At 51.1% G+C, this 17,492-nt stretch carries 13 protein-coding genes; 9 read left to right on the plus strand and 4 right to left on the minus strand.

All coding sequences use genetic code 11. From position 1 onward, the window contains the following. The first annotated feature begins 87 nt into the window (after positions 1-87). Positions 88-1,521 carry a PASTA domain-containing protein gene (locus ACI77B_RS01350; protein ID WP_409337030.1) on the plus strand — a complete coding sequence of 478 codons (1,434 nt, stop codon included), beginning with the start codon at positions 88-90 and terminating at the stop codon, positions 1,519-1,521. Positions 1,522-2,506: 985 nt separating this feature from the next. Here the strand turns inward: ACI77B_RS01350 and ACI77B_RS01355 are convergent. Next, on the minus strand, positions 2,507-3,652 hold the full coding sequence (locus tag ACI77B_RS01355) for an Ldh family oxidoreductase (protein WP_409337031.1): 1,146 nt from the start codon (positions 3,650-3,652) through the stop codon (positions 2,507-2,509). Between the two features lie 42 nt (positions 3,653-3,694). Beyond that, positions 3,695-4,270 carry a hypothetical protein gene (locus ACI77B_RS01360; protein WP_409337737.1) on the minus strand — a complete coding sequence of 192 codons (576 nt, stop codon included), beginning with the start codon at positions 4,268-4,270 and terminating at the stop codon, positions 3,695-3,697. Between ACI77B_RS01360 and ACI77B_RS01365 the strand changes: the two genes are divergently transcribed. Both ACI77B_RS01365 and ACI77B_RS01370 read left to right on the plus strand, forming a co-directional pair. Then, positions 4,254-4,571, plus strand: a complete 318-nt coding sequence (locus tag ACI77B_RS01365; RefSeq protein WP_409337681.1) for an FMN-binding protein — start codon at positions 4,254-4,256, stop codon at positions 4,569-4,571. The two genes, ACI77B_RS01360 and ACI77B_RS01365, sit on opposite strands and share 17 nt — an antisense overlap. Before the next feature lie 94 nt (positions 4,572-4,665). Next, positions 4,666-5,565, plus strand: coding sequence for an alpha/beta fold hydrolase (locus ACI77B_RS01370; protein WP_409337032.1), 900 nt, complete (start codon positions 4,666-4,668; stop codon positions 5,563-5,565). Positions 5,566-5,920: 355 nt separating this feature from the next. Here the strand turns inward: ACI77B_RS01370 and ACI77B_RS01375 are convergent, their stop codons facing one another. Both ACI77B_RS01375 and ACI77B_RS01380 read right to left on the minus strand, forming a co-directional pair. Beyond that, complete coding sequence (locus ACI77B_RS01375) at positions 5,921-7,075, minus strand: double-cubane-cluster-containing anaerobic reductase (protein ID WP_409337033.1); 1,155 nt, start codon at positions 7,073-7,075, stop codon at positions 5,921-5,923. Between the two features lie 305 nt (positions 7,076-7,380). Continuing rightward, the gene (locus ACI77B_RS01380; RefSeq protein ID WP_409337034.1) at positions 7,381-9,762 is read right to left on the minus strand and encodes a Tex family protein; all 2,382 of its coding nucleotides are present in this window, start codon (positions 9,760-9,762) and stop codon (positions 7,381-7,383) included. A 282-nt stretch (positions 9,763-10,044) separates the two neighbouring features. On the opposite strand from ACI77B_RS01380, the gene ACI77B_RS01385 reads away from it, so the two are divergent. The 6 genes from ACI77B_RS01385 to dltC all read left to right on the plus strand — a co-directional run bounded on the left by ACI77B_RS01385 (position 10,045) and on the right by dltC (position 17,422). Continuing rightward, complete coding sequence (locus ACI77B_RS01385) at positions 10,045-11,397, plus strand: uracil-xanthine permease family protein (protein WP_409337035.1); 1,353 nt, start codon at positions 10,045-10,047, stop codon at positions 11,395-11,397. A gap of 140 nt (positions 11,398-11,537) precedes the next feature. Beyond that, a complete protein-coding gene (locus ACI77B_RS01390) occupies positions 11,538-12,257 on the plus strand; it encodes a response regulator transcription factor (RefSeq protein WP_409337036.1) in 720 nt (239 codons plus the stop codon). Next, positions 12,232-13,563: a sensor histidine kinase gene (locus ACI77B_RS01395; RefSeq protein ID WP_409337037.1), complete on the plus strand. Its 1,332-nt coding sequence runs from the start codon at positions 12,232-12,234 to the stop codon at positions 13,561-13,563. Before ACI77B_RS01390 ends, ACI77B_RS01395 begins: the two co-directional genes overlap by 26 nt. Before the next feature lie 587 nt (positions 13,564-14,150). Continuing rightward, positions 14,151-15,884, plus strand: coding sequence for a D-alanine--poly(phosphoribitol) ligase subunit DltA (gene dltA, locus ACI77B_RS01400; RefSeq protein WP_409337038.1), 1,734 nt, complete (start codon positions 14,151-14,153; stop codon positions 15,882-15,884). A gap of 3 nt (positions 15,885-15,887) precedes the next feature. Beyond that, positions 15,888-17,051 carry a D-alanyl-lipoteichoic acid biosynthesis protein DltB gene (dltB, locus tag ACI77B_RS01405; protein WP_409337039.1) on the plus strand — a complete coding sequence of 388 codons (1,164 nt, stop codon included), beginning with the start codon at positions 15,888-15,890 and terminating at the stop codon, positions 17,049-17,051. A 116-nt stretch (positions 17,052-17,167) separates the two neighbouring features. Continuing rightward, entirely contained in the window at positions 17,168-17,422 is a 255-nt protein-coding gene (dltC, locus tag ACI77B_RS01410) for a D-alanine--poly(phosphoribitol) ligase subunit 2 (RefSeq protein ID WP_409337040.1), read from the plus strand. Positions 17,423-17,492: the final 70 nt, after the last annotated feature.

Below are 17,492 nucleotides of genomic sequence, written 5' to 3' on the forward strand. Positions count from 1 at the left end.
TTTTCCAGGACACAGCAGAGCATTTTTTGCCTTGCTGTTTTCATTTTGTCGAATAAATCGAATGAATACAGGAGACTCATGATGTTTATGAATACAAGCGATTCTAACCATAAAATGTTCCGCAGGGCTGCGGTGATCACTCTGAGTGGTCTGACGGCGCTGTCGGGAATGGCGGCGCTGGCTCCGGAGGCGCACGCGGCGTCTAAGCCTGCGCAGGTGCAAATGGTGCAGGCCCAGCTGGAGGCCCAGAGCAGTGACGATACGTCCTCTCAGGCACAGCGCACGATTAAACTGACTTGGAATGCGTCTTCCGGCGCGTCTTACTACCGCGTTTATGTTTCCGATCAGAAGAACAGCGGTTACAAGCGTTCCGGCGGCAATTTCAAGGATACGAGTGCTGAAGTCGCGGCGGATGCCGGTAAGGTCGTGTACCTGAAAGTCCGCGCATTTAAGGGCGGCAGTTATTCCACATATTCCCTTCCGGTCAGCGTTTCTACGACTTCAGACTCTGATAACGCGACAAAGGTCACCCTGAGCAGGGAGAAAGCGACGATTTACATCCGCCACTCTTCCACGCTGAAGGCATCGGCTGACGGAAAACTGTCTGAAACGACACCAATCCGCTGGTACTCTTCCAACAGCAGCGTCGCTTCTGTAAGTTCCTCCGGAAAAGTCACCGCAAAGAAAAAAGGAACGGCGCAGATTTACGCAATCGCGCACAATGGCGTCAGCAGTTCTGCAAAGGTTACGGTTCCGGGATATAAGAAGGTAACGGTTCCGAATGTTGTCGGAAAATCCAAGACTTCCGCGGCAAAGGCACTAAAAAAGGCAGGACTGAAGAGTTCCGTCGGAAACACGTCTTTTGTAACGGCTTCTACACTGAAGTCCAAATATCCTTCTTATGATTTTAAGGACGTTGTCCGCCAGAGCGCAAAGGCGGGCAGCAAGGTTGCGGAAAACAGCACAGTCAGTGTTTCCATTCTGGATGAGATTCCGGATGAGGGAACCGGCGTTGAGGCAATGGTCCGCTGGGCAGAGGACATTGCGAACGACAATCGTTTCGGCTACAGCCTGGGGGTTTACACATCCCTGAAGAGCGACCGCTTCGACCCCTTCACCGTTTCCGGCGCAAGTCTCGATTATGACTGCGCGTCATTTGTAACCGCAGCGCTGGCGCACAGCGGCATGGGTGATGATTTTGTCAGAGCCTGCAAAAAACCGCCAATCGTCGGCGGTGTCGTCACACTGCTGAAGCAGAACGGCTGGAAACAAGTCAAAGTCAACGGAAAAAAGCCTTCCATCAGCCAGCTGAAGCGCGGAGACATTCTGGTCAACCCGTCCTACCACATTGAAATCTATGACGGAAACAAGATGGATGTCGGCGCGCACTGGGACTGGGACGGCAAAACCGGTGATTCCAGCGGCGAAGAGATCAACATCCGTCCGACCAGCAAATTCTCCCATGGTTACACAGCCGTGTACAGATATTACGGGGATATTGAGAACGATCTGAAGAACTAACTTGGCCGGTGAGGCTGGTTATCGATGAGATAGGAAGCCGGTGTGCTGCAGGCAGCAGCACACCGGCTTCCGCTTTTATTATATATAGAATGTTTTATACATAGGCATAAAAACTATTTTATAGTAATGCAGATAAGCAGACATTTATGTATACAATATACCCAATTCATTCTAACATGCAGCGGTGATCAGGGCAACGTTGAAGGCTGCGATAAAAGCTGAGGCACGAGGTGTTGTGTATACTATATGCGAAGCCTCCCTCATTTACAATGCTCACCCACGCTTTTTTTATATTCATTCTTTATGCAGCAAAAATACCTGCTGTCCGGCCATTATTTTGGTAAGAAACGGCTAAAGCTACGCATATTACCAAGTATGCAGTATGCTTTGAGTAAGATTCATGGAAATCACAAGTTTTTACCAACTACCTATTGTCACGCCGGGTAATCTCGTTGGAAAAAATGAAGGATTTCCAGCATTTTTCTTAGCCATGCAAAAGAATATTCTGCTATCTTAACACATACCTCAATTTTTCCTCTGCAATCCTTATGCACAGCAGAAAGTCTATGCATTTTTAAGTATAATTATAGATCGCTGCAGTCAGACAACATGCCATGTATTCATTTACGAACAACATTTAGGTAGCAATCATGATTATTATTCTATTTTACCAAAAATATTTTTGCGTTGGTACGACGCAGCTGTTTTCACGATTTTTACCAAGGGCTTTCTGTGGAATCTCAGCCTGTTTGAAACAAACGTCTTTCAAAGTGAATTTCTTAATTGCAGCATGGGAAAATAATAGCACAAGAAAGGGCTGAGAGCGACACAAGATATTGAGAGCAGTCGTCATTTCAAGTCCATGATAGGAAATACCTGCTGTCCGGCCTCTTTTTATGACGTGGTCAGAATAACTCAAGATATAAAACCAGCAGCCTGCAAAATACAAGCTGCTGGTTTTCTCATCCTGATATACACCGCGATTTTATTTCTCAAACGGGAATTTATACGGCAGATCGAAGCGGTCTCTCAGTTCAACGAACTCTTTCTGAACGGATTCGCCGACCGGAACGCCTCTGTTCTTTCTGTACTCCCAGATGAGGTGGGCTTTTTCACCCGGTGTGAAGATGCGGGTTTCGCCCGGTGCCTTGGCGGAGTTACGCAGTGCACGGAGGATGTCTCCAGTCTTCTTTCTGAAGACGTCTTCGCCGCTGAAGAACTCCGGATTGATGACCAGGAAGAAGTGTCCCAGATGGTAAGGTCTCTTGGATCCGTCCGGATTCTTGTTGGTCAGGTCTTTCATGAACAGGCCGTTGGCCAGTGCGGCGCTGAGGATTTCAACGACGGCAGCGTATCCGTATCCCTTGTAGCCGGCAAGTTCTTCTCCGATTCCGCCGAGTGGAGCCAGAGCGGCCTTGCCCTCGGTCAGGGCCTTCAGGATTTCTTCACTGTTGGTCATGGCCTTTCCGTCTCTTCCGATTACCATGCCTGCCGGTGTATCCATGCCGTTTCTTGCGAAGAACTCAATCTTTCCGCGCTGTGTGATGGAGGTTGCGCAGTCCAGGATGAACGGGAAGCCTTCATCGGTCGGAAGTGAGAAGGTCAGCGGATTGGTACCCATCATGTTATCGATTCCGAATGTCGGCGCGATGGATGGACGGGCGTTGGTGCCGGTAATTCCGATCATGCCCTGATCCGTTGCCATAGTCGTCCAGTATCCTGCAATTCCGTAGTGGGAAGAATTGCGGATGGCACCCATTGCCAGGCCGTACTTGGATGCTTTATCCAGCAGCATTTCCATAACATGGTAGGACGCTACCATACCCATGCCGTCATGCGCATCAGCGACAACGGTTGTCGGGGTGTCCTTTACGATTTCCAGATCGGTTACCGGATTCAGAATTCCGGCATCAATTCTGTCGATGTAAATCGGCTTGAAACGGTTGCAGCCGTGGCTCTCGATTCCGCGGCGGTCGCTCTCCATAAGGACATCCGTGCAGATTTCTGCATCTTCCTTTGGAACTCCAACCTTCTGGAAGGTATCGATCATAAAGTCATTTACCATGTCCCAAGGAACCCATGGGCGGCTTTCATTGTCAATTACACCATTTTCATCAAATTGGTATGCCATAAATTTCCCTCCTGTCAACTTTTTATTCTAATGTTGATTTTATCATAGGTTATGGGATTCGGCTACGTTTTTTCTCGTGTTTGATTTGTCGACAGGCAGTGTAACAGTGAACGTCGTCCGGTACGTACTCCGGTCTGTTACGGAGTCTGGTATTGGGTCGGTTACAGACCTCTTCATTGCATCCGTTACAACGTCCGGAATCAGGTCCGCTTCCACGTTTTTGTTATCGTCTGAGTTTCCCCTGAGCTCATCATTTTTCATGCAGGCGATATAGTATGTTCCCTTATATTTCTGCATGACGTAAAGTACACCCCCGGCAGAACCACTTTCGGAACCTTCTTTCAAAATATCTTTCAGCAGATTCTTTCTAGCAGTGGATTTCATTTTTGCGGCAAAACCCGACTGGTCAAGGATACTCCCGTCTGTTTCTGCTTCCAGCAGACTGATTTCGCCGGAGTCGATGGCTTCCGCAATCACCGCCATTTCACTTCCTTTTCCGACGCCTTCTTCCGACTCCTCCGGGTCACCTGATTCCTCCGAAAATTCATCCGACTCCTCCAGTTCCTCTTCAGATTCGTCCTCTGGATCTTCCGGCAGTTCGATAAAGGGAACGTTCAAGGATGGAACTTATGAAGGCAGCGAGACCGGCTACCGCGGAACAAGCAGGGTAAAAGTCACGGTGAAAAAAGGTAAAATTACAGACATCACAGTGGAATCTTATGAAGATGACGATCAGTTCTTCAATCAGGCGCAGTCAACGGTCATCGATGAAATTCTTTCCAATCAGTCCGTAAACGTGGATACGGTCAGTGGTGCAGCATATTCCAGCAACGGAATACTTGAAGCCGTGGCAGACGCGCTCAACATCAGTTTCGACAACCCCAATGACAGCACCGCTTCTGAAAGAAGCAGAAGATAGTAATATTCTGAAATTTACACTTCTATCCTATTGCCAATGCTTTATCTGCAGTGCTAGAATAGTACTGTGAAATAAACTGATAGGAGGAGTTGCCGTGGCTATTTTTGAGGTGCCGATTACGAAAAAGTATGCTCTGAAAGGTTGCAGCTGGACTGTCGAATCTCCAAAGGCGTTCATTGTTGCAATCACGGGCATGGACGAATATGCAGAAAGATATGATGATTTCTGCCGGATTCTGAATGAGAATGGATATTCCGTGTATTTCTTTGACCATTTCGGTCAGGGTGTGAATGCCGAATCTGCGGAAAAGCAGGAAATCTGGCCGAAGGATGCGTGGAACATGACGCTGAAGGCCATGCACCGCAAGGTTACAGAATGCAGTGTCGGCGGAATTCCGGTTTATCTGTTCGGACATTCTATGGGTTCCTTCGTCATTCAGGCTTATCTGGAGCACTTCCCGGAAACTGCGGACAAGGCCGTCATTATGGGCTCCAACGGTCCGGCAAGGGGAACCTACGCAGTCGCAAACATGCTGTCTGCGCTGACCACAAACGGCCACAACTGGGACAAGCCATCCAAGTTCATCAATAAAATGGCTGTCGGCGGATACCTGAAGAAAATCGTCAGCCCGAAGACTCCTCTCGACTGGCTTTCTTATAACGAGGATAATGTAAAGGCCTATATTGCCGATCCTTACTGCGGTGCGCACAACACCTGCGGCATGTACCGTGAATTCATGCGGGGACTCAATGACCTCTACCGCCGCCCTTACCTGTCCCGCATCTCGGAACGCGAATCCATCCTGATCGTCTCCGGCATCGACGACCCGGTCGGAAATTACGGCAAGGGACCGATTGAACTTGGGAAAATGTACCGCCGGCTCGGTGTCCGCGACGTGCGTGTAAAAATTTACCCGGATATGCGCCACGAAATTCTTCATGAAGCCGGAAACGACCACGTCGTGTCGGATATTCTGGCTTTCCTGGATGAGTAGAAGGAGACATTGGCATCAAAAAAACGTAACATAAGAAGCTGCTGCATGAGATGATGAAACGATGAACTTGTGCGGCAGCTTATTTTTTATGCTGCCCCGTTTCCGTCAGTCAGCTGCTGATAGAAGCACTTTCGCGGTTTTTTCAGAGATTCCGTAATAAAGGAGGCAGCAACAGAGCACAGAAAAAAAAACTGCTGCCCTGAGCGCATATGCGCTTAAAGCAGCAGCATTTTTAGATATCAATACCTGAATATACGACTCATCGCTTACCGGTCGAACTTCGCCTTGCAGGCTTGTGAACCATTCGTCTTATTGATAGATATGACGTTCCGCACGCCAATCGGACATGTGAAGGTTAGTCCAGCATTTCAATGAACGCTGTAATTCTCGTGTTCAGCTGGCCGATGTCGGCTTTGGAGTAGTCGGTCTCGACGGCGAGGTACGGAATGTTTTTCTCGTTATTGCAGAAGTCGCGGATGGCTGCGGTTTCGATGGCGTAGGTGTGGCATGCGGACAGTTCCATGTCGATGACGCCGTCTGCGTGGTACTGGTCGATCAGGCGCCCGAGCAGTTCCAGGCGGTTGTCATTCGGAGTCATGACGGAGCAGCCGATCTGCAGATAGCGGTCTGCGATGGCGCCGATCGGATCGCCGGTGTTTTCCTTAACCAGGCGGTCGAAATTCTTATAGCCTGAGCAGTTCTCATAGGCTGCGACGACTCCGCCGTTGTCTTCTACGGCGCGGACAACCTTCAGTGTGTCGCCGCCCATTGGACATCCGGTGATGACGATACGCGGACGTTTTCCGACATTGCGGCCGTTCTTGTACTCCTCTTCAACTTTGGCTCTCAGGTCGTCAAGATCCTTGATCAGCTGATTTTTGTCGAACTTGAAGGTGCTTCCGTAAACAGCCTGGAAGAGCTCGAGTCCGGTCATCGGAGCCGGGTCGTACATCATCAGCTCGGAGAATTTTCTCATGGCTTCACGCTCTTCATTCTTCAGATGAATGGCTTCTTCCAGCTTCTCGTCGCTGATGTCTGCGCCGAGGAAGTCTGCCAGATAATCTCTGATCTTCTGGACTTCCTTCTTCCAGAGCTCGAAGGAATCGGCGTCCTGGGCCTGTGGGAGCTGCATCAGGTACATGTTCTTAAATTTACCCATCAGCTCGTACATTTTCTTCTTTCCGTCGCAGGTTGTCTCGCCGACAACGACATCGGAAAAGTGGAAGTACGGACATTTATCTTCCTTCGCAAATCCGTAGCTGGACTTGATCAGCGGGCAGAGATTGGACGGCAGGTCTTTTTCTGCCGCAGATACCGGCTCATCGGACATGGAGCAGAGGGAGATCGGCGCTGCACCTGCAGCCATTGCGATTTCCTGCGGGAAATAGGTGCAGTAAGATCCGACAACCGGAATTCCCTTATCCTTGTATTCCTTTACTGTGAGAAAGTTCTTTCTTCTGGCTTCACCGAATTCATCAAAAATTTCAGGCAAATCTCTTACTAATTCCATTGTTTTACCTCCAATATATCTGTGAAGACGAGGCGGAGAATGGAAGTTTTACAGATTCTTCTCATTCTCCACATGTGCAGGCCCGCCTCCGCCTGTGCTGCACAAAGGCAGATCTGTGCGCAGATATAAGCACAGACAGAGTCAGAGGCAGAAGCGATGCAGCACTGCCCTTCACGCACGATTTTATTCTCTATTACTCAGTTTAACGCAGACGCGATTATTTTTGCAGTATCAGCCGCAGAGTATAGAAAATTTCAATCCGATATGCATCTGTGCGGTCAATATCCGAAGGCAGAAGCAATCTCTTAATGATGATGCTTTCCATATTTCTTCAGCAGCTCATCGAGGCCGGCGAGTTTTTCCTGCCCGCCGCCATTCTGACTGTTTCCCCGGCTTCCTCTGCCTCTGCCGCTGCGAGATTTTCCACGCTTGTTTCCATTACCGCGGCCGCGGCCGGAATTTCCGCCGGACTCCCTTCTGGAGGCGGCCTCCGCCTTCTGCTGCTCCCGCTTCTTTTTCTGCTCCGGACTGATCATGGTCAGGGCGATTCTCTGCTTTTCCAGATCCACGTCCTTTACCCAGACCGTCACGATATCGCCGACTTTTACTACTTCCAGCGGATGTTTGATGAAATGATCGCAGATCTCGGAAATATGGACGAGACCGTCCTCATGCACACCGATGTCCACAAAGGCACCGAAATCCACGATATTCCTGACGGTTCCCTTCAGCTTCATTCCCGGCGCCAGATCTTCCATGGTCAGCACATCACTTCTCAAAATCGGCTTCTGCACTTCATCTCGCGGATCGCGGCCCGGTTTTTCCAGCTCGGACAGGATGTCCCGCAGGGTATAGGCACCGATTCCCAGTTTCTCCGCCAGCTGCGCTTCCGTGAGGCCGGACGCCTTCAGGCCGCTTTCCCGGATGCTTCTGGTCTTTCCCTGGCGCACGTCATCTTCCGTGAATCCCAGCAGCTTCAGCAGCTCTTTTGCCGGCTTGTAACTCTCCGGATGCACGGCAGTCATGTCCAGAACCTCACTGCCTCCGCGGATTCTGAGGAATCCCGCACTCTGCTGGAAAGCTTTCGGTCCCAGCTTCGGGACGTTCAGAAGTTCCCTGCGCGTTGTAAATCTGCCATTCTCCTCACGGTAGGCAACAATGTTTTTCGCAACTGTCTTACTGATTCCGGACACGTACTCCAGAAGCGCCGCAGATGCCGTATTCACGTCTACGCCGACCTGGTTTACACAGTCCTCTACAACCGTTGAGAGCGCATTCCCAAGCTTTTTCTGATTCATGTCGTGCTGATACTGTCCGACACCAATCGACCGCGGATCGATCTTCACCAGTTCTGCCAGCGGATCCTGCAGTCGTCTTGCCATGGATGTGGCACTTCTCTGTCCCACATCGAAATTCGGAAATTCTTCCGCGGCAAGTTCACTGGCAGAATACACGCTGGCGCCCGCCTCGTTGACGATCGCGTATTCCAGCGGCAGCCCGCTTTCCTTGATAAAATCAGCGATAATCTGCTCTGACTCTCTGGAAGCCGTCCCGTTTCCAAGGGAAATCACGTCGACATGGCAGCGTTTTATCATCTTGAGAAGTTCACTTTTTGCCTCCTCCACCTTATTATTCGGCGGAGTCGGGTAGATGACCTTGGTTGCCAGCACCTTCCCCGTCGGATCCACCACAGCAAGCTTGCAGCCCGTACGGTAGGCCGGATCCCAGCCCAGCACTGTCTTTCCCGCGATCGGCGGCTGCATCAGAAGCTGACGGAGATTCTGACCGAACACCTCAATCGCACCGTCCTCAGCCTTTTCCGTCAGTTCCCCGCGGATTTCTGTCTCTACGGACGGCTCGATCAGGCGCTTATAGGCATCCTGCGCGGCCTCGCGGATGTAGGGACGAGTGGATTCCCGGCCCATCTGAGCAATTTTCTTCTCGGCATACTGCTCAACGCCGTCCTCCGGCACATCCACCTTCACCTTCAGGAACTTCTCCTTCTCGCCGCGGTTGATTGCCAGCACCCGGTGAGACGGAATCTTCTTCACCGGCTCCTGATATTCGTAATAATTCTCATACGGCGACTTGGCGTCCTTATCCTTCGCCTCAGACTCCATCACGCCGTGCTGCTCCGCATTGTCACGCATCCATTTTCTGACATCCGGGTCGTCCGAGAAATCCCCCGCGAGAATGTCCTCTGCCAGCTGAACCGCCGTCTGCGCGTCCGCAACTTCCTTCTCCGGATTGACAAACTTCTCCGCCTCCTTCAGCGGATCCTTCTCGCCCGTCTCTTCCTTCGACAAAAAGTACTCCGCAAGGGGCTGAAGTCCTTTTTCTCTGGCGATCATGGCGCGAGTCCTGCGCTTCGGCTTGTAAGGACGGTAGAGATCCTCCACCTGAACCGCCGTCTCCGCCTGGTCCAGCTTTTCCGCCAGCTCCTTTGTCAGCTTTCCCTGCTCCTCGATGGACGCCCGGACAACCTCCTTGCGCTCCTCCAGATTTCTCAGGTACTGCAGGCGCTGGTCGAACTTTCTCAGTACTTCATCATTCAGCCCGCCGGTCACCTCTTTCCGGTAACGCGCGATGAAAGGAATCGTATTCCCGCCGTCAATCAGATCGATGACCGCCTGCGTCTGCTCCGGCCGGATCTGCAGTTCCTGTGTAATCAGTTTCTGTATATCCATATTTACTCCTTATATTAATGTAGTCTTTTAATCATACCTAGTGCCTGCCTCCCCGGACAAAACCCACCCGCGCAAGGAAACACCCTGTTTTCTGCGGCCGTGCGCTTCTTCGGACCTGCCGGACGCAGCCTTAAACACATTTTTTCATCTTACACCGCCCGGCCGCCTTCGTCTACTGGAAATACAGGGATACCGCCTGTAAAACCCTGGAATGAAACACTAAAACATGATAAAATCGATACATTATCGTTATTATCCTGTTCATTCAGAAAGAGAGTTTCCATGCATCAGAAATCAACTTCCAGTATGGCCAATATCTACAGGCTGGACGGCCGCGTTCCGGTAGGAAAGGCGATCCCGTTCGGTCTGCAGCACGTTCTGGCTATGTTCGTTGCCAACCTGACTCCGATCACCATGATTGCCGCAGCCGCGCATCCAGCGCTTACGCAGGCGCAGATCGCCATGCTCCTGCAGAACGCCATGTTCGTTGCGGGAATTGCGACCCTGATTCAGCTTTACCCGCATTTCCGTATCGGTTCCGGACTTCCGATCGTCATGGGCATCAGTTTTACCTTTGTCGCGGTTTTAAGTTCCATCGGCGCGGCTTACGGATACGGCGCCGTGGTCGGGTCCGTTCTCATCGGAGGAATTTTTGAAGGTACGCTGGGCCTGTTCGCGAAATACTGGCGCCGCCTGATTTCTCCGATCGTCGCAGCAACCGTTGTTACATCCATCGGCTATTCCCTCTTCAGCGTCGGCGCCAGATCCTTCGGCGGCGGCTACGGAAAAGACTTCGGTTCCGCAGAAAACCTGATCATCGCCACCATCACCCTGGTCACCTGCCTGCTCTGGACCTGCCTGGCAAAGGGCTATAAAAAGCAGCTGTCCATTCTGGTGGGACTGATCGTCGGCTACATCGTTTCTTTGATTATGGGAAAGGTGAACCTGTCTTCCATCATGTCCGGCGGCATCATCGCCGTTCCGCATCTCTTTCCTTTCAAGCCGGAATTCCACGCAGGAGCAGTTTTCTCCACCTGCATCATCTTCCTGGTTTCTGCGGCAGAAACCATCGGAGACACGACCGCCCTCGTTTCTGCCGGCCTGAAAAGAGACATCAAAACAAAGGAAATTTCCGGTTCCATTGCCTGCGACGGTTATGCTTCCGCCATTTCCTCCCTCTTCGGAACCCCGCCGGTTACTTCATTTTCTCAGAACGTCGGCCTGATCAATATGACCGGAGTGGTCAACCGCTTCACCCTGATGACGGGAGCCTGCGTCATGCTGCTGGCCGGACTGCTTCCGCCGGTCGGTAACTTTTTTGCCTCCCTTCCGTCTTCCGTACTCGGAGGATGCACGATCATGATGTTCGGAACGATTCTGACCTCTGGAATCCAGATGATCGCAAAATGCGGATTCAGCCAGAGAAACATCACGATTGCTTCGCTGTCTCTGGCCATTGGAATCGGATTCACGTCAACCAGCGAGACGGATATCTGGAAAGCATTTCCTCATCTTGCACAGTCGGTTTTTGCCAACAATGTCGTAGCTGTAGTCTTCCTGATCGCGATTTTCCTGAATCTGGTCCTGCCAAAGGATATGGACATTAAGAAAAACGTGGATGAAGCGCAGAATTAACAGGACGCGTGCTCCAGGACCGGGGCACGCGTTTTTTCATCTTTTCATGTCTTTTAAGAGCCCGCTTAAGGTTCTGTTAAGAAACGGACCATATAGTATATAAAGTAAAAAAGACGAATGAGTTACAGGAGGACTTAAACATGAGTCAGGGAAATATATTAATTGTAGAAGATGACCGGGATATCCGCGAAGGTGTCCGCATTCTTCTGGAAAGTGAAGGCTATCAGGTTGATGAGGCGGAAAATGGAAGAGAAGGCCTGGAAAAGGTGAATACCGCCACCGACCTGGTGATTCTGGACATTATGATGCCGGGAATCTCTGGAATCAAAACCTGTGAGGAACTGCGAAAGACTTCGAATGTGCCGGTTCTCTTCCTGACGGCAAAGTCGCAGGAATCGGACAAACTGATCGGACTGATGGCCGGAGGAGACGACTATCTGCCGAAGCCGTTTTCCTATACGGAACTGCTGGGACGCGTGAAGGCGCTGATCCGCCGCTACCAGACTTATCAGGGAAAACAGAGCCTGGATATTAAAAAGGATGAGTACATTGAATGCGGCGACCTGAAAATCAGCACGCGTTACAACGAAGTGTACCGCGGCGGTCAGGAAATTTCTCTTTCGGATATTGAATACCGCATTCTCCTGCTGCTGATGCAGCACCGCGGAAAAATCTTCTCTGCGCAGAATATCTATGAAAGCGTATGGAATGAGCCGTATTACTACACCAACAGCAACACAGTCATGGTTCATATCCGGAAGCTGCGTGTAGCGGTTGAGCCGACGCCTGAAAAACCGCAGTATATCAAGACCATCTGGGGAAAGGGGTACCGCTTTGAAAATCCGATTCCGGAAGATTAAATCCATCCGCACCCGCCTGCTGGTGATCATCGCCATTGCCGCGCTTGTCTCTGTCGCGGTGACCTTTGCCATGCTGCAGGCAGCGGATTATGTACTGGCTGACTATTACGACCACTTTTCTGCACACCTGAAGAACCGGAACACGAAATATGTCAATGCGCTTCAGGACTATATCGATGCCCATGATCTGAAAACATCAGATACAAAAGAGATCGCGGCATTTACCAGAAAGCACCCAAGCATCTCGGTTTCCATTTACCGGAGCAACTCGACAATCTACGATTCATTCGTTCCGGAACATCCGACCAGCTTTGATGACACGCTGAATCAGTCCATCAGTAAAACCTACAAACTGAAATTCAAAGATGCGAAGGCCATTGCAGTGCTGTATGGTACGGATGACTACCACGCCTCAAACGTTCTCGGATTCATTGTACTTTCCATCGGTTTTCTCCTGTTTCTTGTGTTTGTCTTCATTGCAATCAATAAAGAGATCAAATACATCCGGCTGCTCCGGGATGAAATCGGCATTCTGGAAACCGGAAATCTGGATTATGAAGTGACGGTAAAGGGGCAGGATGAACTCTCTGAACTCGCAGAAGGCCTGAACGGAATGCGCGCATCCCTGCGCGAGCAGTTCAAACTGGAGCAGGACCTGCTGAAAGCAAATAAAGATATGGTCACCAGCATGTCCCACGACATCCGCACGCCGCTGACCTCCATCCTGCTTTACACAGAAATCCTGAAATCCCACCGCTGGAAAACAGAAGAGCAGCTTTACGACTACATCGACAAGATCGATCAGAAAACCCACCGGCTGAAAAGCCTGACGGACCACCTGTTTGAATACTCCCTCGTTTCCCGTGAAGAAAAAGGCGCAAAACTCTCTGATCCGGAAAACGCAAAGCTTCTGCTTTATGATCTCCTGTCCGAAGCCGGCGCCACCCTCATGCAGCACGGATTCAGCTGCGAACCAGACTTCCACTGGGATGACTCCGAAATCTGCATCAATGAGGACTACCTGGGAAGAATCATGGACAACATCGTCTCCAACATCTGTAAATACGCAGACCCGGGAAAAGCCGTCCGGATCATCGTGAAAACATCTGGAAGCCAGGTTGTCGTCCTGTTCCAGAACACCATCAGCGCTTCCCGGACAGCCGCACCAACAGAAAGCAGCGGCATCGGCCTGCGCAACATCGAAAGCATGATGCAGCAGATGAACGGATCCAGCGCCGTGAAAACAGAACATAACATCTACACCATCGCCCTGAACTTCCCGCTGGCGGGAACTGTGCTGCCATAATGGCGCTTGCTCTCATGAGCGGGAGCGCAAGCGAACCGCGAATGATGAGAAGACCTTATGCTGGTGCGGCCGGGAGACCTAGCCTTGCGACTGGCAAGTGCGTTCTCATTAAATATCGCACGCAGACAGAGCAATGGCAGGTCCCCTGTCAGGCTTGCCGCAGAGACCGAGCGGTCGCGAAGGTCGATGCGCTGCAAGCTACGGCCTTGTACATTAACAAATATGACGTTCGACTAGCTAGCGGAACGTCGTATGTATCCAATTTCCAATGCCAAATTCGATAGCAAAAAGACAGATGCACTCAGCACCTGCCTTTTTTTCTGCTTTTGCGCTCTTTCCAGCGGCCCTCAGCCAGTCGCCCACTGCAATTTCCGATAACAGTATGAAGTATAAATTCATTATCCTGTTTTTCTTTGCTATAACTTTTCTTCACACTCCTACTCTTCCCGCTCAATTTTTCAGGTTTAAATAATATATATTTAAGAAACATTTAATCTTTCTCTGATATATTAAATTACGAATTAACGAGAACATCAATCGATTCACGATGTCAGATTATACATCATTTCCTTTTAAGGAGGTGCAGAATGAACGTTTTAGATACAATCCGCAGCACGGCGGAAAAGCACCCTGAACGCCAGGTATTCCGTTCCCGTTTCGGGACGCTGACCTACGGCGAGCTCTGGGAAAAATCCGGAATACTTGCCCAGTGGCTGCAGGATCAGCTGAAAGAAGACCATTCACCAATTCCGGTTTTTGGGCATAAGGAGCCGATGATGCTGGTCTGCTTTCTCGCCGCGGCGCGCTGCGGCAGGCCATACTGCCCGCTGGACATGAACATGCCGGCAAGCCGGATTTACGACATTGCCAATGTCACGGAGAGTCAGCTTCTACTGGCCTGCCGGGATCTTCCGGAAACATCTGATCATACCGAAAGCAGACATGCCGCAGATTCCAGTACTATGGAAGCCGCAGAAAACGCCGATGCTGCCGGAAGTCCTGAAAATAAAGGAAAGAACGGCTCTGCAGCCAATAAGCCTGGAGCAGCAGAAACACCGGCTGCCCGCACGCTGCATGCGAAGGTGATCACATCCTCAGACCTTGAAGCGATCAGCTCTGGCAGCTTCCACGGTGAATCCATCGGTGAAATCGACGAGAAATACCAGGACCGCCCGGAAGATGTCCAGTACATCATTTTCACTTCCGGCAGCACGGGAAAGCCGAAGGGCGTGCAGATCAGCGCCGGCGCACTTTCCAACTATCTGGACTGGTGCAGTAAGCTGTCCGGCATGGACAATGGCGTATTTCTCAACCAGGCGCCCTATTCTTTTGACCTTTCCGTCATGGATCTCTACTGCGCACTGGCAACGGCTTCCGGCATCGTCTCCGTGGACAAGGCCATGGAGCAGGACATGCCTGCACTGCTGAACTACCTGATGAATTCCGGCATCAGCTGCTGGGTATCCACCCCGTCTTTTGCCGACCTGTGTCTGAGTGACCCGGGCTTTAATCAGGAAAACATGCCGCAGCTGAAGAGATTCCTCTTCTGCGGAGAGACCCTGAGAAACACCACTGCCCGCCAGCTGATCAGGCGTTTTCCGGATGCAGAAGTGATCAATACCTATGGTCCGACGGAGAGCACGGTCTGTGTCACTTCCGTCCGCATCACGAAAGAAATGGCGAAAAGCGATGACGCCCTTCCGATCGGACACGCAAAGCCGGGCACGGAAATCCGCATCGAGACAGAAACGGGAAAGCCTGCATCGGCAGGAGAATCCGGTGAGATGGTCATCCTCGGAAACACCGTCGGCGCCGGATACTACAAGGAAGCAGATAAGACAGCCGCCAGCTTTTTCATGGAAAAGGACGGCAGCTATATCCCATATCCGGATGCAGCAGAAGAGCGCATAAAACTTCTGAAATCCGGATACCGCGCCGCCTACCGCACCGGCGACGCCGGCCATAAAGACGCGGACGGCCTGCTCTATTATGAAGGCCGCATCGACAAGCAGATTAAATTCCACGGCTACCGCATCGAGCTCGGAGACATTGAAAACGCGCTTCTCCGCCTCGACAGCATCAAGCAGGCCGCCGTCATTCCGAATAAGAAAGACGGGAGAATCCGCTTCCTGACCGCCTTCATCGTTCCGGAGAAAGACAGCCATCTGGACGTTACTTTTGAAAACCGCAAAAAAATCCGCATGGCTGTGAAACAGCTCCTGCCGTCCTACATGATTCCGCGCCAGATCCGCATGCTCAGCCGCATGCCTCTGACCGCAAACGGAAAGGCCGACCGGAAGAAGCTGGAGAGTGAGTTATAGATTATGCAGTTATTCAGTGATACAAGTTTTTTCATCCTGGCGGGGATCCTCTCGATCCCGGCCATTATTATGGGCCTGAAAGAGGTCAGCATACGCTTTTACGGATTCGGCGTCACGCTGATTTTCCTCTGGCTGGCCATGGGACATAACCTCAGAGCGCTGATCTGGCTTGCCGGATTTACCTTTGGCGAATACGCCGTGATCCGCATCTACCTGCCGCTCCGGGAGAAATACGGCCGGAATAAGCACATTTACCATATATTCCTTGCGCTGAGTATTTTGCCGGTTGCCGCAAATAAAGTGCTGACTGCCGTCGGAAATCCTTACCATATGTTCGCCTTCCTGGGCATTTCCTACATGTCCTTCAAGGTGATTCAGATCGTCATTGAGATTTACGACGACGTCATCCATGAAGTACGCCCCTTCGACTACTTTTACCTGCTCTGGTTCTTCCCGACCGTCATGTCCGGCCCGATCGACAGAAGCCGCCGTTTCAACGCGGATCTGGAAAAGGTCCCGGCCAGAAGCGAGTACATCGAGATGCTTGGAAGCGGCCTGTCCCGCATCCTGCAGGGCCTGGTGTATAAGAAGGTCATCGGCACCGGCTTTTACCAGTTGATGCAGTGGTTCGGCCTGAAAGCCGGCTTCAGCCACGCGCTGATCTACATGTACTGCTACGGCTTCTACCTCTTCTTCGACTTCGCGGGCTACAGCAGCATGGCCATCGGCCTGTCTAAGATCTTCGGCATCAACACCCCGGAGAACTTCAACAAGCCTTTCATCAGCAAGGACATCAAGGAGTTCTGGGACCGCTGGCACATCACCCTGTCCCACTGGTTCCGCGACTTCATCTTCTCCCGCGTGACAATGGGCCTGATCAGAAAACGCTTCACCAGAAACAAGCTGGTCATCGCGACGATCGCCTTCATCATCAACATGGGCATCATGGGATGCTGGCACGGCCTGACGATTTACTACATACTCTACGGCCTCTATCACGGCATTCTCCTGTCCCTGACGGAGATTTACCAGAAGAAGTCGAAGTTCTATAAGAAGCATAAGAAAGACCGCTGGTTCTGCTTCCTGGAGTGGCTGATCACCTTCCACCTGGTCATGTTCGGATTCTTCCTGTTTTCCGGACGATTCACCCAGCTGCTGCTTCGCTGATCCCAGGGACAAAAAGAACACGCCGCGCTCCGCGCGGCTTCAGCAAGGAAACACCGCCGGTCAGTTGATTTTTGTCCGGCAGAAAACAATCACAAACATTATGGAGGTTCAATACAATGGCTAAGGTAAGCAAAGAAAAAGCAAAGGAATTAATTCTCGACATGCTGGAGGACATCTGCGGTGACGACATCGTAAGAGAAAATCTGGACATCAACCTGCTGGAAGAGGATCTGATCGATTCCCTGGATTATGTCACACTGCTGATGGACGTAGAAGATCAGATCGGCGTTGTTCTGGCGCCGTCTGAGCTGAAGAGAGAGGAAATGGACACCCCGAATAAGATTATCAGCGTCGTACAGTCCAGAATGTAGTCTGCCGCTGACTGCGCAGAAAACAGGGACATTCTCTGCATTCTGCGTAATCATTCGTCCATTCAAGGAG

Origin of the sequence: Eubacterium sp. F2 (assembly GCF_046244355.1) — a bacterium.
Taxonomy (GTDB): domain Bacteria; phylum Bacillota; class Clostridia; order Peptostreptococcales; family Anaerovoracaceae; genus Aminicella.